This window comes from Agrococcus sp. UYP10, assembly GCF_040547205.1.
GTDB lineage: Bacteria > Actinomycetota > Actinomycetes > Actinomycetales > Microbacteriaceae > Agrococcus > Agrococcus jenensis.
Window position 1 is genome coordinate 2168615 of sequence record NZ_JBEPPG010000001.1, and the last position, 18704, is coordinate 2187318.

Genomic DNA, 18704 nt, shown 5'->3' on the forward strand with positions numbered 1-18704 from the left:
ACCCTGGCACGCGGAGGTGGAGCGCATGAAGGTGCTGGCAGCCATGTCGGGCGGGGTGGACTCCGCGGTCGCGGCCGCGCGCGCGGTCGACGCCGGGCACGAGGTCGTCGGCGTGCACCTCGCGCTCAGCCGCATGCCCGGCACGCTCCGCACCGGCAGCCGCGGCTGCTGCACCGTCGAGGACGCGATGGATGCGCGCCGCGTCGCCGACCGCCTCGGCATCCCCTTCTACGTGTGGGACTTCTCCGAGCGCTTCCACGGCGACGTGGTGCAGGACTTCGTCGACGAGTACGCGGCGGGCAGGACGCCCAACCCGTGCCTGCGGTGCAACGAGCGCATCAAGTTCGAGGCGCTGCTCGACCGCGCGATCGGGCTGGGCTTCGACCGGGTCGTCACCGGCCACTACGCGCGCGTCGAGCGCACCGCCGACGGCGTCGAGCTGCACCGGGCGGCGGACTGGGCGAAGGACCAGTCCTACGTGCTCGGCGTGCTCACCGCCGCGCAGCTGGCGCACTGCTGGTTCCCGCTCGCGGACACGCCCACGAAGGCGGCCGTGCGCGCGGAGGCGGCCGAGCGCGGGTTCCTGCTGGCGCAGAAGCCCGACAGCCACGACATCTGCTTCATCCCGGACGGCGACACCCGGGGGTTCCTCGCGGAGCGGCTCGGCGCCGATCCGGGCGACATCGTCGACCGCGACGGCCGCGTCGTCGGCGGCCACGACGGCGTGAACGGCTACACGGTCGGGCAGCGGCGGGGCCTCTCGCTCGGCGTGCCGTCGCCCGATGGGCGCCCGCGCTTCGTGCTCGAGGTGAAGCCGTCGACGCGGCAGCTCGTCGTGGGGCCGAAGGAGGCCCTCGACGTCGTGCGCCTCGCCGGCACCCGCATCTCGCATGCCGGCACGGTGCATCCGCAGCTCGCCGACGGGCTCGACGTCGAGGTGCAGATCCGAGCGCACGCCGATCCGGTGCCCGCGCGCGCCCGGATGGACGGCGACGAGCTCGTGATCGAGCCGGCGGTGCCGCTCAGCGGCGTCGCGACCGGGCAGTCGGCCGTGCTGTACCTCGGCACGCGGGTGCTCGGGCAGTGCACGATCGACCGCACGGTCGCCGCGGACGTCGTGGCGGCGTAGCGCGCCTCGGCGGATGGCGGTCAGTGACTGCTGTGCTCCTCGACGGCGATGCCGTGCTCGCCGTGCGGCTGCGCGAACTGGCCGGCGTTCGTGCCGGCGAGGGCGGTGGTCGCGATCGTGGCGACGACCGCGGCCGACGACAGCAGCCCGAGCACCGTGTGGATGGGCCTCGGCTCGTCGTCGTGCGTGCGCCGCAGCAGCAGGAGCGCCGCTGCGCCGAGCGCGAGCGTCGACTCCGCGAGCAGCGGCGCCATCGGCAGGGACGATGCCGCCTCGGGCACTGCGAGCAGCGCACCGAGCCAGACGATCGTCGGCAGCAGCAGCGGCACGAGCACGATGCCGGGGTGCCAGCGGGTGCCACGCAGGGCTGCGACCGCGATGACCGCCTGCCCGATGCCCGCGGCCACCATGGGCACCGCGATCCACGGCACGGCCGCGGCGCCCACCGCCAAGGCGATGAGCGCCGCGCCGAGCGCTGCCACGGCTCCCCAGATCCGGGTCAGCGCTGCCATGACGCGATCCTTACGCGACCGCGCGACGCGTCGTCGTACCGCGGTCGAGCGCGAGGCCGGCGCCGAGGAGGACGATCGCCGAGGCGAGGTGCAGGATGTGGTCGGGCGCGTTCAGCGCGAGGATGTTGAGCGGCGTGCCGACCAGGAAGAAGCCCACGATGCCGAGCAGCAGGTACACCGCGCCGACCGTCGTGTTGGTGCCCTTGGCGGCGGGCGTGCTGCGGAGGCCTGCGGCCAGCAGCGCGCCGCCGATGATGAGGTGCGCGACGTTGTGCAGGTGGTTGACCTGGAAGATGCCGAGCAGCAGGCCGCCCTCCTGGCCGACGATGTTGCCGCCGGCCACGAAGAGGCCGAGCACGCCGACGAGCAGGTAGACGGCGCCGAAGATCGTGGCGACGAGGCGGTTGGGGGACTGAGTCATGACTCCTCCTTCTGTCAGGGCCGTTTCCGGCCTGCGCGCCGAGGTGGCGCACAAGGTGTCGATCAAGGTTCGGAGCCTCGGTCGACGCGGATTGGTCCTGATGCTGTGAATTCCTGTGCGAATGGACAGGTGGTGCATAGGGGGTGCACCTGGGGGACAGCATGCACGCACCGGCTGAGTGCATGATGGGGACATGGTGGGAATCGAGGCGGACGCCGCCCTCAGTGACGCGAACGCCCGAGCGCAGGAGCTGCGCGCCCGGATCGAGGAGGCGAGCACCGCCTACTACGACCGCGACGCGTCGATCATCGACGATGCGACGTACGACGCGCTCGTGCGCGAGCTCGACGAGCTCGAGCGCGCGCACCCCGAGCTGCAGAGCCAGGACTCGCCGACGCAGGCGGTGCAGGGCGGCACGGGCAGCGGCCTGCCGACGATCGAGCACCGCGAGCGCATGCTGAGCCTCGACAACGTCTTCTCGGTCGAGGAGCTGCGCGAGTGGTGCGCGAAGGCGGAGGCCGCGGCGGGCAGGCGGGTCGCGTGGCTCACCGAGCTCAAGATCGACGGCCTCGCGATCGCGCTGCGCTACGAGCACGGCGTGCTCACGTCCGCTGCGACGCGCGGCGACGGCCGCGTCGGCGAGGTCGTGACGGTCAACGCGCTGCGCGTCGCGGGCGTGCCGGAGCGCCTGGCCGGCACCGGGCATCCGCCGCTCGTCGAGGTGCGCGGCGAGGTCTTCATCCCGGTCGAGGCCTTCGAGCGCCTCAACGCCCTGCAGGCGGCGCTGCGCGACCGCTCGGTCGAGGAGGACCGCGGCAAGTGGGAGCGGCGGCCCGCCGCGAGCCGCGGCGACTTCGACGCCGAGCGCGCGGCCGACCGCGCGGCGAAGCGCTTCCCGGCCTTCGCGAACCCGCGGAACGCGGCCTCCGGCGGCCTGCGGCAGCAGCTCGAGAAGAAGACCGGGCTCGAGCTCGAGGCCGGCGAGGCGCGCATCGCGGCGCTCGCGATGTACGTGCACGGCTTCGGCGCATGGCCCGACCCGCCGGTCGCCGCGCAGAGCGAGGTGTACGACCTGCTCGCCGGCTGGGGGCTGCCGACGAGCCCGCACGTCGAGGTGCTCGACGGCATCGACGGCGTCGTCGCGTATGTCGAGCGCTTCGGCGAGCGGCGCCACGCGGTCGAGCACCAGCTCGACGGCATCGTGGTGAAGGTCGACGAGCTCGCGCTGCACGACGAGCTGGGGCAGACCTCCCGCGCGCCGCGCTGGGCGATCGCCTACAAGTACCCGCCCGAGGAGGTGCACACGAAGCTGCTCGACATCGTCGTGAGCGTCGGCCGCACCGGCCGCGCGACGCCCTACGCCAACATGGAGCCGGTCCAGGTGGCCGGCTCGGTCGTGCGGCAGGCGACGCTGCACAACCAGGACGTCGTGCGCGTCAAGGGCGTGCTCATCGGCGACACGGTGGTGCTGCGGAAGGCCGGCGACGTCATCCCCGAGGTGCTCGGCCCCGTGGTCGAGCTGCGCGACGGCACTGAGCGCGAGTTCGTCATGCCGGATGCGTGCCCGGAGTGCGGCACGACGCTGCGGCCGATGAAGGAGGGCGACATCGACCTTCGGTGCCCGAACGCGAAGGACTGCCCCGCGCAGGTGCGGGGCCGCGTCGAGCACATCGGCAGCCGCGGCGCGCTCGACATCGAGGCGCTCGGCGAGGTCACCGCCGCGGCGCTCACGCAGCCGAGCGTGCCGGCCGAGCCGCCGCTCGCGACCGAGGCGGGGCTCTTCGCGCTCACGCTCGAGGCGCTCGTGCCGATCGAGGTGGTCGTGCGCGACGCCGAGACCGGTCAGCCGAAGCTCGACGAGGCGGGCTCGCCGGTCGTCCGCCGGCCATTCCAGCGCCTCGCCACCGCCGCGGAGCGCAAGGCGGGCGCCGACGGGCCGCAGCCGTCGAAGCAGGCCGAGACGCTGCTCGCCGAGCTCGAGCGCGCGAAGACGAAGGACCTCTGGCGCCAGCTCGTCTCGCTCAACATCCGGCACGTCGGGCCCGTCGCGGCGCGCGCGCTCGCCGACTGGTTCGGCTCGCTCGCCGCGATCGAGGCGGCGACGCCCGAGGAGCTCGCGCAGGTGGAGGGCGTCGGGCCGATCATCGCCGACGCCGTCACGGAGTGGCTGGCGGTCGACTGGCACCGCGACATCGTGCAGTCGTGGCGCGACGCGGGCGTGCGGTTCGCGACGCCCGACCACCCGGGCCCGGGCGCCGCAGCGGAGCGCGGCGGCGTGCTCGCCGGGATCACCGTCGTCGCGACCGGCACCCTCGAGGGCTACACCCGCGAGGGGGCGCAGGAGGCGATCATGGCAGCCGGCGGCAAGGCGGCCTCGAGCGTCTCGAAGAAGACCGACTTCGTCGCGGCCGGTCCCGGTGCGGGGTCGAAGCTCGGCAAGGCCGAGGCGCTCGGCCTGCGCATCCTCGACGCGGCCCAGTTCCGGATCCTCGTCGAGCAGGGCCCGGACGCGCTGCCCGCGGTCGAGGAGGCGTGATGGACGGCGTCGCTGTGCTCGTCGAGGCCTTCTCCCGCGTGCCCGACGCCGCGCGCCGGGCGGCGCGCGGCCTCACCCCCGAGCAGCTCGTCGCCGTGCCCGCCGAGGGCGCGAACACGATCGGCTGGCTCGTCTGGCACCTCGCGCGCGGGCAGGACGCGCAGATCGCCGACGTCGCCGGCACCGAGCAGGTCTACCTGACGGGCGCGTGGGCCGCCAGGTTCGGGCTCGATCCGGACGGGGACGACACCGGCTACGGGCATGACCCGGCCGCGGTGCGCGCCGTGCGGCCGGAGTCGGCCGACGCGCTGCTCGACTACCTCGACGCCGTGCACGCGGCGACGCTGGCGTACCTAGGCACGCTCGACGATGCCGACCTCGACCGCGTCGTCGACGACGCGTGGGATCCGCCGGTGACGCTCGGCGTGCGGCTCGTGAGCATCGTCGACGACGACGTGCAGCACGTGGGCCAGGCTGGCTACGTGCGCGGGCTGCTGGGCGCGTGATCGACCGGCTCGCGATCGAGGGCTACCGCTCGATCCGCTCGCTCGTCGTCGACCTCGCGCCGCTCACCGTCGTGACGGGGCGCAACGGCAGCGGCAAGTCCAGCCTCTACCGCGCCCTGCGGCTGCTCGCGGCCGCGGGCCAGGGCAGGGCGGTGGGCGAGCTCGCGGCCGACGGCGGCCTCGACGCCGTGCGCTGGGCCGGGCCCGAGCGCATCTCGCGCGCCGTCCGCGAGGGCGGGCCGACCGAGGGGCTCGTGCGCTCCGGTCCGGTCGCGCTGCGGCTCGGCTTCGGCGCGGCCGACGGGCTCGGCTACGCGATCGACCTCGGCCTGCCCGTGCCCGCGAGCGGCGGCGGCTTCGTCAGCCACTTCGACCGCGACCCCGACATCAAGCAGGAGCATGTCTTCGCCGGGCTCGAGCCACGACCATCGAGCGTGCTGGTCGAGCGTCGGGGTGGCGTCGCACGGGTGCACGGCGACGACGGCTGGCGCGAGCTGGCCCGCGGCATGCCGGCGTGGGGCTCGGTGCTCGACGAGCACGCCGGGGCGGCGGACGCGCCCGAGATCGCGGGCCTCCGGCGCCAGATGCGCGCGTGGCGGTTCCACGACGCCTTCCGCACCGACGCCGGCGCGCCCGCCCGACGGCCGCAGGTCGGCACCAGGAGCCCGCGGCTCGACGACGACGGCGCGAACCTCGGCGCGGTGCTGCGCACCTCGATCGAGGCGGGTCACGAGCGCGAGATCGCCCGCGCCGTCGCCGAGGCGTTCGACGGCTCCGAGCTCGAGATCGTCGGGCACGACGGCCGCATGACGCCCGCGCTGCGCCAGCCGGGCGTGCTGCGGATGCTCACCGCCGACGAGCTCTCGGACGGCACGCTGCAGTTCCTGCTGCTGCTCGCGGCGCTCACCTCGGTCGAGCGGCCCACGCTCATCGTGCTGAACGAGCCGGAGCGCAGCCTGCACGCCGAGCTCTTCGCGCCGCTCGCCGCGCTCATCCGCCGCGCGAGCGAGCAGACGCAGGTGCTCGTCGTGACGCATCAGCGGCAGCTCGCCGACGCGCTCGACGGCGCGCGCATCGAGCTCGAGAAGGAGCACGGGCAGACGGTGGTCGCGGGCCGCGAGGGCCTGCTCGATCAGCCGGGCTGGCACTGGCCGAAGCGCTGACGCCGCGCCGGGCGCTCGTCAGAAGAGCGTGGGCGCTGCGACGAGCGGCTCGCTCGTCGACGCGAGCTGCCGCGCTCGCGGCGGCGGCGCGCTCCCGGGCGCGGCGAGGCCCGTGCCAGCGGTCACCTGCACCGGTCCGAGCCGGTGCTCGCGCATGAGCGGGCGGATGCGGTCGCGCAGCCAGTCGCGGTAGCCGCGGTCGGCGTAGCTGCCGGTCCCGTAGATGCGCGCGTAGAGCGGCACCAGGTGCGGGTGCGCCTCGCGCAGCCACTGCGTGTACCACTCGCGGGCGCCGGGCCGCAGGTGCAGGGCGCTCGCGATCGCGCGCGTCGCGCCCGCCTCGGCGATCGACGCGAAGGCCGTCTCGAGGTGCGCGCGCGTGTCGGTGAGCCCCGGCAGCACCGGCATCGCGAAGACCGCGCAGTCGAGCCCGGCGTCGCGCACCGCGCGGACGGTCTCGAGCCGCGACCGGGTCGTCGGCGTGCCGGGCTCGACCTGCTGCTGCAGCTCGTCGTCGAAGATGGCGATCGACATCGCGATCGAGACCGGCACGTCGCGCGCGATCGCGGCGAGCAGCGGCAGGTCCCGGCGCAGCAGCGTGCCCTTCGTGAGGATCGAGATCGAGGCCCCGTGCCGCGCGAGCGCCCGCAGCACGCCGGGCATGAGCCGGTAGCGGCCCTCCGCGCGCTGGTAGGGGTCAGTGTTCGTGCCGAGCTGCACCGCGGTGACGTCCTTGCGCGGCCCGGCGAGCTCGCGCTCGAGCACCTCGACGAGGTTCGCCTTCACGACGATGCGTGAGTCGAAGTCGGCACCCGCGTCGAGGTCGAGGTAGGTGTGCGTGTTGCGCGCGAAGCAGTAGCGGCACGCGTGCTGGCAGCCGCGGTAGGGGTTGATCGTCCACGCGCCGCCCATGAAGCCGTCGCCGGCGACGTGGTTGAGGGCGCTCTTCGCCGTCACCTCGAGGAAGGAGGCGCCGTCGAAGCCGGGCGTCGGCCACGACTCCAGCACGCTGCCGCGCTCCTCGAGCCCCGGCAGCGCGTCCGCGTCGACGTGCGTCGCCGTCTGTCCTTCCCACCGCATGCGACCATTCGAACACACGTTCGATCGCCGCGCAACCTCGCCCCGCGGCCGACCCCGCGCGCCGCGGGAGCCTCCCCTCGTGCGCGCACAACGCAAGCCCGCCGGGCTGGTCCAGCGGGCGAGCGGGCGAGCGTCACCCGATGGGGCCGGATCCGGGCTGCCGGGCTTGCGTGGTGCGGAGGGGTCGGCGGGCCGCGGAGCTCGCCGGGAGGCGCGAGCGGGGAGGCCGGCGCGGCTAGGGTGCTGAGGTGGCGATGCGACGGCGGATGCGCGTGCTCGCCCCGGCGCTGTGGGCGGCGGTCGTCGTCGCCACCGGCGCGCTGCTCGCCGCGAGGCTGCTGCAGCAGCCGGTCGCCGCGTGGCTCGACGTGCCGCTCGAGCACGGCGGATGGGCGCTGCTCGTCACCGTCGCGGCGATCGCGACCCTCGGCCTCGGCGCCGCCTCGCTGTGGCACGCGCTCATGCTGCCCCGGCTCGTGCGCGTCCGCCGCGTCGATCGGCTGATCGCTGCGCTGGGCGCCGGCATGGCGGGGTTGGCCTCGGCGATCGCCGTGGCCGGCGCGATCGACCCTCCGCTCGCCCGGGCGGCGCTGCTCGTCGCGCTCCCGCTCTGGGCCGCTGGCCTCGGCACCGCCGTGCTCGTCGTCGCGATGCTCGTGCACGCCCGCGCGGCGCGCACGCCGCCACCGCCCGGCACCGTGCTCATCCTCGGCGCCGGCCTCCGCGGTCGCGAGGTCGGCCCGCTGCTGCGCCGCCGCGTGCAGCGGGGCGCCGAGGTGTGGCGCGATGCGCTGGCCCAGCGGCCGGACGCGCGGATCGTCGTCTCGGGCGGCCAGGGCGCCGACGAGGTGCGCTCCGAGGCGTCGGCGATGGCCGAGCACCTCGAGCGGCAGCTGGGCGTGCCGGCAGCGGCGATCGACCTCGAGGACGCGTCCACCACGACCCGCGAGAACCTGCGGCTGTCGAGGCCGCTCGTCACCGCGCCCGGTCGGGCGCCGCTCGCCGTCGTGACGAGCGAGTACCACGCCTACCGCACCGCGGGCCTGCTCGCCGAGGCCGGCATCGACGGCACCGTGATCGGCGCATGGACCCGGCCCTCCTACCGCCCCGGCGCGATCGTGCGCGAGGCGCTCGCCATCGCCGCCGACCTGCGGTGGTGGTGCCTCGCCGCCGCGATCGCGCTCGAGGCGCTCGCGGTCTGGGCGGTCGTCGCCACGCAGCGGGTGAGCCCGTAGCCGGTCCGCCACCGCGGGGCCGGACCGTAGGATTGAGCGACCCCCGCCGCCGCAGAGGAGACGCATGTCCGAGATCACTCGCGAGGAGGTCCAGCATCTGGCTGGACTCGCTCGCATCGCGCTGACCGACGACGAGGTGACGAGCCTCACGACCGAGCTCTCCGCCATCGTCGACGCGATCGCCACCGTGCGCGAGATCGCCGGCGACGACGTCCCCGCCACGAGCCACCCGGTGCCGCTCACGAACGTGCTGCGCGCCGACGTCGTCGGCGAGACCCTCGTGCACGAGCAGACCTTCGCCGGCGCTCCCAGCCACGACGGCGAGCGCTTCCGCGTCTCGGCGATCCTGGGGGAGGAGCAGTGAGCGGCGACCTCACGCGCCTCGCAGGCCACGAGCTCGCCGGCCTGCTCGCCTCCGGCGACGTCTCGAGCGTCGAGGCCACGCAGGCCCACCTCGACCGCATCGCTGCGGTCGACGGCGAGATCCACGCTTTCCTGCACGTCAACGACGGCGCGCTCGACGCCGCCCGGGCGATCGACGAGCGCCGAGCAGCCGGGGAGCAGCTGCACGCGCTCGCGGGCGCCCCGATCGCGATCAAGGACGTGCTCTGCACGATCGGCATGCCCTCGACGGCAGGCTCCCGCATCCTCGAGGGCTGGATCCCGCCCTACGACGCGACCGTCGTCGAGCGCGTGAAGGCGGCCGGCCTCGTCGCGCTCGGCAAGACGAACATGGACGAGTTCGCGATGGGATCGTCGACCGAGCACTCCGCCTACGGCCCCACCCGCAACCCCTGGGACCGCGAGCGCATCCCCGGCGGCTCGGGCGGCGGCTCGGCCGCTGCCGTCGCCGCCTTCGAGGCGCCGTTCGCGCTCGGCTCCGACACCGGCGGCTCGATCCGCCAGCCCGCCGCGGTCACCGGCACCGTCGGCGTCAAGCCGACCTACGGCGGCGTGAGCCGCTACGGCGCCATCGCGCTCGCCTCGAGCCTCGACCAGGTCGGCCCCGTCACCCGCACGGTGCTCGACTCGGCGCTCATCCACGACGTCATCGGCGGGCACGACCCGCACGACTCCACGAGCCTCGCGCGCGAGTGGCCGTCGTTCACGGCCGCGGCCCGCGAGGGCGCCGCATCCGGCAGCCTGCAGGGCGTGCGCGTCGGCATCGTCAAGGAGCTCGACGCCGAGGGCATCGCCGCCGACGTGCAGGCGCGCTTCCGCGAGACCGTCGACGTGCTGACGGCCGCTGGCGCCGAGGTCGTCGAGGTCTCGTGCCCGTCGTTCGCCTACTCGGTCGCCGCGTACTACCTGATCCTGCCGGCCGAGGCGTCGAGCAACCTCGCGCGCTTCGACTCCGTGCGCTTCGGGCTGCGCGTCGAGGGCCTGGGCCAGACGGTCGAGGACGTCATGGCGGCCACCCGCGAGGCAGGCTTCGGCGCCGAGGTCAAGCGACGCATCATCCTCGGCACCTACGCGCTGTCGGCCGGCTACTACGACGCCTACTACGGCTCTGCGCAGAAGGTGCGCACGCTCATCCAGCGCGACTTCGACGCCGCGTTCGAGCAGGCCGACCTGCTCATCAGCCCCGCGGCGCCCACGACGGCGTTCAAGCTCGGCGAGAAGCTCGACGACCCGCTGGCGATGTACGTCAACGACATCACGACGATCCCCGCGAACCTCGCGGGCATCCCCGGCATGGGGCTCCCGATGGGGCTCGGCGACGACGGTATGCCCGTCGGCCTGCAGATCCTCGCGCCGATGTTCGAGGACGAGCGGCTCTACCGCGCCGGCGCCGCGATCGAGGCGCTGCTCGCCGACCGCTGGGGCGGCATCCTCACGACCAAGGCACCCGAGCTCACGGAGGCGGCGCGATGAAGGACAAGCTGATGGACTTCGACGAGGCGCTCGAGCGCTTCGAGCCGGTGATGGGCTTCGAGGTGCACGTAGAGCTCGGCACGCGCACGAAGATGTTCTCGGCGGCGCCCAACCCCGCGCACCCCGACTTCCACGACGTCGAGCCGAACACGCTCGTCGACCCGCTGAGCCTCGGCCTGCCGGGCAGCCTGCCGGTGGTGAACGAGCAGGCGGTGCGCTACTCGATCGCGCTCGGCCTCGCGCTGAACTGCGAGATCGCGACCTCGAGCCGCTTCGCGCGGAAGAACTACTTCTACCCGGACACGCCGAAGAACTACCAGATCTCGCAGTACGACGAGCCCATCGCCTTCGAGGGCTCGGTCGAGGTCGAGCTGGCCGACGGCCGACGGATCACGATCCCGATCGAGCGCGCGCACATGGAGGAGGACGCCGGCAAGCTCACGCACGTCGGCGGCTCGACCGGCCGCATCCAGGGCGCGGAGTACTCGCTCGTCGACTACAACCGCGCAGGGGTGCCGCTCGTCGAGATCGTGACGAAGCCGATCTTCGGCGGCGAGCACTCGGCGCCCGAGATCGCGAGGGCCTACGTGGCGACGATCCGCGACATCGTGCTGTCGCTCGGCATCTCGGAGGCGCGGATGGAGCGCGGCAACCTGCGCTGCGACGCGAACGTGAGCCTGCGCCCGCGCGGCCAGGAGGCGCTCGGCACGCGCACCGAGACGAAGAACGTCAACTCGATGCGCTCGGTCGAGCGCGCCGTGCGCTACGAGATCCAGCGGCAGGCCGCGATCCTCGCGGCCGGCGGCACGATCGTGCAGGAGACGCGGCACTGGCACGAGGACACCGGCACGACGAGCCCCGGTCGCCCGAAGTCGGACGCCGACGACTACCGCTACTTCCCGGAGCCCGACCTGCTGCCCGTCGCGCCGAGCCGCGAGCTCGTCGAGGAGCTGCGCGCGCAGCTGCCCGAGCAGCCCGTCGCCCGCCGTCGCCGGCTGAAGGCCGACTGGGGCTTCACCGACCTCGAGCTCCAGGACGTCGTGAACGGCGACATGCTGCACCTCGTCGAGGCGACGGTCGCCGCCGGTGCGACGCCGCAGTCGGCCCGCAAGTGGTGGACGGGCGAGCTCGCCCGCGTCGCCAACGAGCGCGGCGTCGAGGCGTCGACCCTCGTCGATCCTGCGCACATCGCGGAGCTGCAGCGGCTCATCGACGAGGGCACGCTCACCGACCGGCTCGCGCGCCAGGCGCTCGAGGGCGTCATCGCCGGGGAAGGGTCGCCGAGCGAGGTCGCGGCCGCTCGCGGCCTGCAGGTGGTCACCGACGAGTCGGCGCTCGTCGCGGCGGTGGACGACGCGCTCTCGGCGCAGCCCGACGTGCTGCAGAAGATCCGAGACGGCAAGGTGCAGGCTGCCGGAGCGGTGATCGGCGCGGTCATGAAGGCGATGCGGGGACAGGCAGACGCAGCAAGGGTCCGCGAGATCGTACTCGAGCGCGCCCAGGCCTAGTCAGGCGAGTTCCCAGGAATTCTCAATGAATCCGCGTACGCTTGCAGTCGGACATCGCAGAGCGCGAAGTCCCGGCGGAGCGACACCCTTGCACCGCTGCGACACGGAAGGATCACTTACATGGGATTCCTCGTCTTCCTCATCTTCGGCCTCATCGCAGGCGCACTGGCCAAGCTCATCCTGCCCGGCAAGCAGGGCGGCGGCTGGATCACGACGCTGATCCTCGGCGTCGTCGGCGCCATGATCGGTGGCTGGATCGCCGGTGGCATCTTCAACCTCGACATCTACAACAGCTTCTTCGAGCCGCTGGCGTGGGTGTTCGCGATCGGCGGCGCGATCATCGTGCTGCTCATCTGGGGCCTCGTCACCAAGAACCGCGGTCGTACGCGCGCCTGAGTCTCGGCGCACACGGAGGGGGCTGCCTGCGGGCGGCCCCCTTTCGCGTGCCCGGACGGCGCGCCGAGCGCCCGGCAGCATCCCGACACTCGCCGGCGAGCTCGCCCCTGGCGATCGGCGAGTGTCGGCTTCGTGCAGGAGTGTCGGGACACTCGAGCAGCATCCCGACGCTCGCCGCACCGGGTCAGGCGGCGCGGACCCCGGCGAAGGCCGCGATCTCGTCGAGGTGATCGAGGTCGGTCATGTCGAGCACCTGCAGGTAGACGCGCTCCACGCCGTCGTCGGCGAGCGCGCCGAGCCGGTCCTCGACCTCAGCGCGCGAACCGGCGATGCCGTGCTCGCGCAGCTCCGCCGGCTCGCGGCCGATCGCGGCGGCGCGACGGGCGAACGTCGCCTCGTCGTCGCCCACGACCGCCACGAGCGCCGCCGACCGCACGACCGGCGTGGTGCGCTCGGCGCGCTCGATCGCGCGGTCGAGCGCCGCGAAGAGCGGTCGGATGCGGTCGAGCTCGGGGAAGGGCAGGTTGTGCTCGTCGGCGAACTCGGCGGCGAGGCGAGGCGTGCGCCGCTCACCCAGGCCCCCGACGATCACCGGCAGCCGCTCCTGCGCGGGCTTCGGCAGCGCGGGGGAGTCGTCGAGCCGGTAGTGCTCGCCCTCGAACGAGAAGCGTGCGCCGACCGGCGTCGCCCACAGCCCGGTCACGATCGCGAGCTGCTCCTCGAGCAGGTCGAACCGGCGCTCCGGGAACGGGATGCCGAACGCCGAGTGCTCCTCGGCGAACCAGCCCGTGCCGAGCCCGAGCTCCACGCGGCCGCCCGACATCTGGTCGACGTTCGCGACCTGCACGGCGAGGATGCCCGGCAGCCGGTAGGTGACGGACGACACGAGCGTGCCGAGCCGCACCCGCACGGTGTCGCGCGCGAGGCCGGCGAGCGACGTCCACGCATCCGTCGGGCCGTAGCCGGGATCGCCGTCGCCCATCCGGAGGTAGTGGTCGGAGCGGAAGAAGCCGTCGAAGCCGAGCTGCTCGGTGCGCTGCGCGATCGCGAGCAGCTCGTCGTAGGAGGCGCCCTGCTGCGGCTCGGTGAAGATGCGGAGGTCCATGCCGGAAGCCTGGCACAGCGCGCCTCACGGGCCGCGGCGCGACGCCCGCGTACGCTCGATCGGTGCCGAACGACAGCCTGCGGATCGACTGGGATGCCTGGGGCGGCGACGTGCTGTCGCCCGAGGCGAAGGCCGCCAGGAAGCCGGCGCCGCCGAAGCGGGTCCCGGCCGAGCGCGACCTCGTGGTCGAGCGGCACGACGGCTGGGTGGGTGCCGTCGTGCGCGTCGAGACCGGCAACGTGCACCTCGAGGATCGTCGCGGCCGGGTGCGCGCCTTCCCGCTCGGCCGCGGCTTCTTCGTCGACGGCGTCGAGGTCGAGCTCGTGCCGGCAGCGTCGCGACAGCAGGCGGCGACGCGCACGGCGTCCGGATCCCGCGCGGTCGCCGACGTGCGGGCGCGCGTCGCGCTGCCGAGCCGCATCCTCGTCGAGGGCGTGCACGACGCCGAGCTCGTCGAGCAGGTCTGGGGGCACGACCTGCGGGTCGAGGGCGTCGTCGTCGAGCCGCTCCACGGCGCCGACGACCTCGCCGGCATCGTCGCGGACTTCGCACCGACCGCGGAGAAGCGGCTCGGCATCCTGCTCGACCACCTCGTGCGCGGCTCGAAGGAGACGCGCATCGCCGAGGCCGTGCTGCGCGGCCCGCACGGGGCGCACGTGCGCATCGTCGGCCATCCGTTCATCGACATCTGGCAGGCGATCAAGCCAGCCAGGCTGGGCATCCCGGCGTGGCCGGACGTGCCGAAGGGCGAGGACTGGAAGCGCGGCACGCTGCGCAGGCTCGGCATGCCGCACGAGTCGCAGGAGGACGTCGGCCGCGCGTGGCAGCGGATGCGCACGCGCGTGCGCGACTGGAACGACCTCGAGCCCGCGCTGCTCGCGCGCGTCGAGGAGCTCATCGACTTCGTGACGACCAACCGCCACTGAGGGGCGCCGGCGTCGCGCTACGCGATCGGCTGCACCTCGGTGAGCGTCGGCAGCTTGGGGTCGCGGCCGTCGCCGGAGGAGCGCCCGGTGAACCGGCGCCCGAGCCACGGCAGCACGTACTCGCGGTAGTAGCCCAGGTCGCGCCGGCCCTCCGCCGTGCTCGCGCCGGCCAGGTCGCGCCAGCCGGGAGGCGCCTCGTGCCCGAGCGCGCGCAGCACGTTGCGCGCGACGTGCGCGTGCCCGGCCGCGTTGAGGTGCAGCCGGTCGACCGACCAGAAGCGGGGGCTCGCGAGCTCCGGGTCCGACCAGTTGTCGACGTAGGGCGCGTCGAGGTCGCGGATGCGTGCGTGGACGGCGCGGGCGAGCGCGTCGCCCCGGCGCTGCATGACGGCACCGATCGGCATGACCTGGCTCGGGTTGCCGCCCGAGAGCAGGATCGGGCGGATGCCGGCGGCGGCGATGCGGTGCGCCGCGTCGGCGAGCCGCTCGCCCACGTGCTCGATCGAGACCTTCGGGCGCAGGATGTCGTTGCCGCCGCCGTTGAGGCTGATCGCGTCGGGCTGCAGCGCGATGGCCGCATCGAGCTGCTCGTGCAGGATGCCGGCGAGCTTGCGCCCCCGGATGGCCAGGTTGGCGTAGCGCACCGGCTGCCCCTGCGCGGTCGCGAGGCCCGCGGCGACGAAGTCGGCCCAGCCGCGCACGCTGCCGTCGGGCAGCTCGTCGCCGACGCCCTCGGTGAAGCTGTCGCCGATGGCGACGAACGATCGGATCGGCTGCACCGCTCCACCCTACGCGCGCCGCGAGGGGGCACGCGCGGCGCCGTCGGCCGGTCGGACCGCGGGGCTACACTGAGGGCATCACGGGAGTCCGGTGCGCCGGGCTGAGAGGAAGGCCGAAGCCTTCGACCGTCAAACCTGATCTGGATCATGCCAGCGCAGGGAGGACACCACACCCGTGCCATCTCCTCGAGGAAGGCACTGCAATGACCACCACCGCACCCGCGCCCACGCGCACCCGCTCCAGCCGCTGGCGCGTCGTCGACATCGTCGTCGCCGCGGTGCTCGGCGTCGCGACCGGCCTGCTGTTCGTCGTCTGGAACGGCGTCGGCTACGTCTGGTTCAGCGCGATGGACGCGCTCACCCCCGGCTTCGGCGGCCTCGCGGCCGGCATCTGGCTCATCGGCGGCGTGCTCGGCGGGCTCATCATCCGCAAGCCCGGCGCCGCGCTCTTCGTCGAGCTGCTCGCCGCCAGCGTCTCCATGCTGCTCGGCTCGCAGTGGTCGATCGAGACCGTGTACTCCGGCATCGCGCAGGGACTGGGCGCCGAGCTGATCTTCCTGCTCTTCGCGTACCGCCGCTTCGGCCTCCCGGTCGCGATGCTGGCCGGCGTCGGCGCCGCCGTCGCCGCCTGGACGCTCGAGCTCTTCACCTCCGGCAACCTCGCGAAGGGCGCCGAGTTCCTCGGCATCTACCTCGGCTGCCTCGTCGTCTCCGGCGCCCTGCTCGCCGGCCTCGTCGGCTGGCTGCTCACCCGCGCGCTCGCCGCGACCGGCGTGCTCGACCGCTTCGCCTCTGGTCGGTCGCGCTCCCGGTGACCGGCTCCCGCATCCGCGCGCGCGGGTGGGGCTGGCGGCACGCGAGCCGGTCGGCGCCCGCCGTCGCCGGGCTCGACCTCGACGTCGAGCCCGGCGAGCGCGTGCTGCTGCTCGGGCCGTCCGGGGCGGGCAAGTCGACGCTGCTCGCGGCGCTCGCCGGCGTGCTCGGCGGCGAGGACGAGGGCGACGAGACCGGCGAGCTCTCGGTCGACGGCGTGCATCCGTCGGTCAGGCGGGGCGTGCACGGCCGCGGCACCGCCGGGCTCGTGCTGCAGGACCCGCAGGCGAACACGATCATGTCGCGCGTCGGCGACGACGTGGCGTTCGGCTGCGAGAACCTCGCCGTGCCGCGCGACGAGATCTGGCGGCGGGTCGGAGCCGCGCTCGACGCGGTCGGGCTCGACGTGCAGCTCGACCGCTCGACCGCGGCGCTCTCCGGCGGGCAGCGGCAGCGGCTCGCCCTCGCCGGGGTCATCGCGATGCGGCCGGGGCTCATCCTGCTCGACGAGCCGACCGCCAACCTCGACCCCGCGGGGGTCGCGGAGGTGCGCGATGCGGTCGCCCGCGTGACCGCTGAGACCGGGGCGACGCTCGTCGTCGTCGAGCACCGGGTCGAGACGTGGCTCCCGGTCGTCGACCGCGTCATCGTGCTCGAGCCTGGCGGGGGAGCAGCGGCCGACGGCTTGCCCGAACTGATGCTCGACGCCCACCGGGACGAGCTGGCAGCGCACGGCGTCTGGGTGCCGGGGCTGCCGGTCGGGGTGCCGCGCGGCCGCCGGTCGCCGGGCGACGCGCTGCTCGTCGCCGACGCCGTGCGCTCCGGCCGCGCCGGCGCGCCCGTGCACGCGGCGGTCGACCTCGAGATCCGGGCGGGAGAGGCGCTCGTCGTCACCGGCCCGAACGGCGCGGGCAAGTCGACGCTCGCCCTCACGCTCGCGGGACTGCTGCCGCCGGTCGCCGGTGCGGTGCGGGCCACGCCGGCGCTGCGCGGCGACGTCGCCGCCGAGGCGCCGATCCGGTGGCGGCCCAAGCAGCTCGCCACCCGCATCGGCACGGTGTTCCAGCAACCCGAGCACCAGTTCGTCGCCGCTCGCGTGGGCGACGAGGTCGCGGCGGGGCTCCGCGCGCTGCGGCTGCCGCCCGCCGAGATCGAGGCGCGCGTCGGCGGGCTGCTCGCCGCGCTGCGGCTCGACGCGCTCGCCGACGCCAACCCCTTCACGCTCTCCGGCGGCGAGCAGCGGCGGCTCTCGGTCGCGACCGTGCTCGCGCCGGCGCCGCGCGTCATGGTGCTCGACGAGCCCACGTTCGGGCAGGACCGCCGCACCTGGCAGGAGCTCGTGCGGCTCATCGCCTCGCTCGTCGACGATCGCGGCTGCGCCGTCGTCGCGGTGACGCATGACGCCGACGTCGAGCGGGTGCTCGGCGACCGCATGCTCCGGCTCGGCACGCAGGCGGCCGACGAGGCCGCGGCATGAGCGCGCTCGACCGCGTCAACCCGGTGACGCCGCTCGCGGCCGCCGTGCTGTACTCCATCCCCATGCTCATGACGATCGACGTCGTGACCGCGGCGGTGGCGCTCGGCGCCTGGCTCGTCGTCTTCGTTGCCGTGGGCATCGGCGCCCGCACGGTGCTGCGCCGCTCGTGGCCGCTGCTCATCGCTGCGCCCCTCTCGGCCGTGAGCATGCTGCTCTACGCCGAGCCGGCCGGGCGCATCCACGCGCAGGTGTGGCTCGCCACGATCAGCGACGGATCGATCGAGCTCGCGCTCGCGATCGGGCTGCGCGTGCTGGCGCTCGGCGTGCCGACGCTCGTCGCGCTCGTCGGGCTCGACCCGACGCGGCTCGCGGACGGCCTCGCGCAGGTCGCCCGACTGCCGCACCGCTTCGTGCTCGCGGCGCTCGCCGGCACGCGGCTGTTCGACGTGCTGGGCGAGGACTGGCGGCAGATCGCGCTCGCGCGGCGCGCGCGGGGGCTCGGCGACACGGGCGCCGTCCGGCGGGCGCTGCAGTCGGCGTTCGCCCTGCTCGTCGTCGCGCTCCGCCGCGGCGGGACGCTCGCGACCGCGATGGAGGCGCGCGGGTTCGGCGGGCCGACGCGCACGTGGGCGCGCCCGTCGACGATCGGTCGCGCCGACGCCGTGCTGCTGATCCTCGCGATCGCCGTCGCGGCGCTCGCGATCGGCGTCTCGATCGCGGCAGGATCGTTCCGACCCGTCTGGGAGGGAGCCTCGTGGTGACGCGCACGCCGATCACGATCGTCGACGGCCGCTCGGGCGCGGGCAAGACCGCGCTCGCCGCGCGGCTCGCCGAGGCGTCGGGAGCGCGCGTGCTGCACATGGACGACCTCTACGCCGGCTGGCACGGTCTCGCGACCGGCTCCCGCCTGCTCGAGCGCGGCATCCTCGCGCCGCTCGCCGCCGGTCGCCGCGCGGTCTGGCGACGCTGGGACTGGGAGATCGGCGACTGGGGCGCCGAGGACAGCGCGTCGCCGGGGGAGCCGCTCATCGTCGAGGGCTGCGGCTCGCTGACGCTCGAGAGCCGCGAGCACGCCGGCCACGCCATCTGGCTCGAGGCGCCGGAGGAGGTGCGGCGCAGCCGCGCGCTCGCCCGCGACGGCGACGACTCCTGGTGGCTGCTGTGGCGCGAGCAGGAGGACGCGCACGTCGCGGCGAACGACCCGGCGTCGCTCGCCGACGAGGTGCGCGCGACGTAGCGGCAC

Annotated in this window: 19 protein-coding genes and 1 riboswitch; of the genes, 14 read left to right on the forward strand and 5 right to left on the reverse strand. The window is 74.4% G+C overall.

The window, feature by feature from the left end:
* The first annotated feature begins 25 nt into the window (after window positions 1–25).
* Window positions 26–1129, forward strand: coding sequence for a tRNA 2-thiouridine(34) synthase MnmA (gene mnmA, locus ABIB37_RS10650; RefSeq protein ID WP_354260231.1), 1104 nt, complete (start codon window positions 26–28; stop codon window positions 1127–1129).
* A gap of 20 nt (window positions 1130–1149) precedes the next feature.
* Here the strand turns inward: mnmA and ABIB37_RS10655 are convergent, their stop codons facing one another.
* Window positions 1150–1641, reverse strand: coding sequence for a hypothetical protein (locus ABIB37_RS10655; protein WP_354260233.1), 492 nt, complete (start codon window positions 1639–1641; stop codon window positions 1150–1152).
* A gap of 10 nt (window positions 1642–1651) precedes the next feature.
* Window positions 1652–2062 carry a DUF4383 domain-containing protein gene (locus tag ABIB37_RS10660; protein WP_354260235.1) on the reverse strand — a complete coding sequence of 137 codons (411 nt, stop codon included), beginning with the start codon at window positions 2060–2062 and terminating at the stop codon, window positions 1652–1654.
* Window positions 2063–2255: 193 nt separating this feature from the next.
* Here ABIB37_RS10660 and ligA point away from each other — a divergent pair, with 193 nt between their 5' ends.
* From ligA to ABIB37_RS10675, 3 genes are read left to right on the forward strand one after another with little or no spacing between them, the layout of a single operon-like run.
* Entirely contained in the window at window positions 2256–4598 is a 2343-nt protein-coding gene (gene ligA, locus ABIB37_RS10665) for an NAD-dependent DNA ligase LigA (RefSeq protein WP_354260237.1), read from the forward strand.
* Window positions 4598–5104, forward strand: a complete 507-nt coding sequence (locus tag ABIB37_RS10670) for a mycothiol transferase (protein ID WP_354260239.1) — start codon at window positions 4598–4600, stop codon at window positions 5102–5104. Before ligA ends, ABIB37_RS10670 begins: the two co-directional genes overlap by 1 nt.
* Entirely contained in the window at window positions 5101–6267 is a 1167-nt protein-coding gene (locus ABIB37_RS10675) for an AAA family ATPase (RefSeq protein WP_354260240.1), read from the forward strand. Before ABIB37_RS10670 ends, ABIB37_RS10675 begins: the two co-directional genes overlap by 4 nt.
* Before the next feature lie 18 nt (window positions 6268–6285).
* Here the strand turns inward: ABIB37_RS10675 and ABIB37_RS10680 are convergent, their stop codons facing one another.
* Window positions 6286–7347: an Rv2578c family radical SAM protein gene (locus ABIB37_RS10680; RefSeq protein WP_354260242.1), complete on the reverse strand. Its 1062-nt coding sequence runs from the start codon at window positions 7345–7347 to the stop codon at window positions 6286–6288.
* A 254-nt stretch (window positions 7348–7601) separates the two neighbouring features.
* On the opposite strand from ABIB37_RS10680, the gene ABIB37_RS10685 reads away from it, so the two are divergent.
* The 5 genes from ABIB37_RS10685 to ABIB37_RS10705 all read left to right on the forward strand — a co-directional run bounded on the left by ABIB37_RS10685 (window position 7602) and on the right by ABIB37_RS10705 (window position 12361).
* Window positions 7602–8582 carry a YdcF family protein gene (locus ABIB37_RS10685; RefSeq protein ID WP_354261595.1) on the forward strand — a complete coding sequence of 327 codons (981 nt, stop codon included), beginning with the start codon at window positions 7602–7604 and terminating at the stop codon, window positions 8580–8582.
* A gap of 64 nt (window positions 8583–8646) precedes the next feature.
* Window positions 8647–8946 carry an Asp-tRNA(Asn)/Glu-tRNA(Gln) amidotransferase subunit GatC gene (gatC, locus tag ABIB37_RS10690; protein WP_354260244.1) on the forward strand — a complete coding sequence of 100 codons (300 nt, stop codon included), beginning with the start codon at window positions 8647–8649 and terminating at the stop codon, window positions 8944–8946.
* A complete protein-coding gene (gatA, locus tag ABIB37_RS10695; protein ID WP_354260246.1) occupies window positions 8943–10457 on the forward strand; it encodes an Asp-tRNA(Asn)/Glu-tRNA(Gln) amidotransferase subunit GatA in 1515 nt (504 codons plus the stop codon). Before gatC ends, gatA begins: the two co-directional genes overlap by 4 nt.
* Window positions 10454–11965 carry an Asp-tRNA(Asn)/Glu-tRNA(Gln) amidotransferase subunit GatB gene (gatB, locus tag ABIB37_RS10700; protein ID WP_354260248.1) on the forward strand — a complete coding sequence of 504 codons (1512 nt, stop codon included), beginning with the start codon at window positions 10454–10456 and terminating at the stop codon, window positions 11963–11965. Before gatA ends, gatB begins: the two co-directional genes overlap by 4 nt.
* 120 nt (window positions 11966–12085) lie before the next feature.
* Window positions 12086–12361, forward strand: a complete 276-nt coding sequence (locus ABIB37_RS10705; protein WP_354260250.1) for a GlsB/YeaQ/YmgE family stress response membrane protein — start codon at window positions 12086–12088, stop codon at window positions 12359–12361.
* Window positions 12362–12545: 184 nt separating this feature from the next.
* On the opposite strand, the gene ABIB37_RS10710 is transcribed toward ABIB37_RS10705, so the two are convergent.
* The gene (locus tag ABIB37_RS10710; protein ID WP_354260252.1) at window positions 12546–13466 is read right to left on the reverse strand and encodes a TIGR03560 family F420-dependent LLM class oxidoreductase; all 921 of its coding nucleotides are present in this window, start codon (window positions 13464–13466) and stop codon (window positions 12546–12548) included.
* A 62-nt stretch (window positions 13467–13528) separates the two neighbouring features.
* Here ABIB37_RS10710 and ABIB37_RS10715 point away from each other — a divergent pair, with 62 nt between their 5' ends.
* Window positions 13529–14392 carry a DUF3097 family protein gene (locus ABIB37_RS10715; protein WP_354260254.1) on the forward strand — a complete coding sequence of 288 codons (864 nt, stop codon included), beginning with the start codon at window positions 13529–13531 and terminating at the stop codon, window positions 14390–14392.
* A 17-nt stretch (window positions 14393–14409) separates the two neighbouring features.
* On the opposite strand, the gene ABIB37_RS10720 is transcribed toward ABIB37_RS10715, so the two are convergent.
* A complete protein-coding gene (locus tag ABIB37_RS10720) occupies window positions 14410–15171 on the reverse strand; it encodes an SGNH/GDSL hydrolase family protein (RefSeq protein WP_354260256.1) in 762 nt (253 codons plus the stop codon).
* Window positions 15172–15241: 70 nt separating this feature from the next.
* A riboswitch (TPP riboswitch) is annotated at window positions 15242–15351 on the forward strand.
* 23 nt (window positions 15352–15374) lie between these two features.
* Here ABIB37_RS10720 and ABIB37_RS10725 point away from each other — a divergent pair.
* The 4 genes from ABIB37_RS10725 to ABIB37_RS10740 are packed head-to-tail and all read left to right on the forward strand — an operon-like array spanning window position 15375 to window position 18698.
* Window positions 15375–15986: an ECF transporter S component gene (locus ABIB37_RS10725; protein WP_354260258.1), complete on the forward strand. Its 612-nt coding sequence runs from the start codon at window positions 15375–15377 to the stop codon at window positions 15984–15986.
* Window positions 15983–17461, forward strand: a complete 1479-nt coding sequence (locus ABIB37_RS10730; protein ID WP_354260260.1) for an ABC transporter ATP-binding protein — start codon at window positions 15983–15985, stop codon at window positions 17459–17461. Before ABIB37_RS10725 ends, ABIB37_RS10730 begins: the two co-directional genes overlap by 4 nt.
* Window positions 17458–18222 carry an energy-coupling factor transporter transmembrane component T family protein gene (locus ABIB37_RS10735; RefSeq protein ID WP_354260262.1) on the forward strand — a complete coding sequence of 255 codons (765 nt, stop codon included), beginning with the start codon at window positions 17458–17460 and terminating at the stop codon, window positions 18220–18222. Before ABIB37_RS10730 ends, ABIB37_RS10735 begins: the two co-directional genes overlap by 4 nt.
* Window positions 18219–18698 carry a nucleoside/nucleotide kinase family protein gene (locus tag ABIB37_RS10740; RefSeq protein WP_354260264.1) on the forward strand — a complete coding sequence of 160 codons (480 nt, stop codon included), beginning with the start codon at window positions 18219–18221 and terminating at the stop codon, window positions 18696–18698. Before ABIB37_RS10735 ends, ABIB37_RS10740 begins: the two co-directional genes overlap by 4 nt.
* The last annotated feature ends 6 nt before the right edge of the window (window positions 18699–18704 follow it).

Coding starts and splice junctions, on each gene's coding strand:
- mnmA (WP_354260231.1), top strand. CDS start 26: ATGAAGGTGCTGGCAGCCATGTCGGGCGGGGTGGACTCCGCGGTCGCG.
- ABIB37_RS10655 (WP_354260233.1), bottom strand. CDS start 1,641: ATGGCAGCGCTGACCCGGATCTGGGGAGCCGTGGCAGCGCTCGGCGCG.
- ABIB37_RS10660 (WP_354260235.1), bottom strand. CDS start 2,062: ATGACTCAGTCCCCCAACCGCCTCGTCGCCACGATCTTCGGCGCCGTC.
- ligA (WP_354260237.1), top strand. CDS start 2,256: ATGGTGGGAATCGAGGCGGACGCCGCCCTCAGTGACGCGAACGCCCGA.
- ABIB37_RS10670 (WP_354260239.1), top strand. CDS start 4,598: ATGGACGGCGTCGCTGTGCTCGTCGAGGCCTTCTCCCGCGTGCCCGAC.
- ABIB37_RS10680 (WP_354260242.1), bottom strand. CDS start 7,347: ATGCGGTGGGAAGGACAGACGGCGACGCACGTCGACGCGGACGCGCTG.
- ABIB37_RS10685 (WP_354261595.1), top strand. CDS start 7,602: ATGCGACGGCGGATGCGCGTGCTCGCCCCGGCGCTGTGGGCGGCGGTC.
- gatC (WP_354260244.1), top strand. CDS start 8,647: ATGTCCGAGATCACTCGCGAGGAGGTCCAGCATCTGGCTGGACTCGCT.
- gatB (WP_354260248.1), top strand. CDS start 10,454: ATGAAGGACAAGCTGATGGACTTCGACGAGGCGCTCGAGCGCTTCGAG.
- ABIB37_RS10705 (WP_354260250.1), top strand. CDS start 12,086: ATGGGATTCCTCGTCTTCCTCATCTTCGGCCTCATCGCAGGCGCACTG.
- ABIB37_RS10710 (WP_354260252.1), bottom strand. CDS start 13,466: ATGGACCTCCGCATCTTCACCGAGCCGCAGCAGGGCGCCTCCTACGAC.
- ABIB37_RS10725 (WP_354260258.1), top strand. CDS start 15,375: ATGACCACCACCGCACCCGCGCCCACGCGCACCCGCTCCAGCCGCTGG.
- ABIB37_RS10735 (WP_354260262.1), top strand. CDS start 17,458: ATGAGCGCGCTCGACCGCGTCAACCCGGTGACGCCGCTCGCGGCCGCC.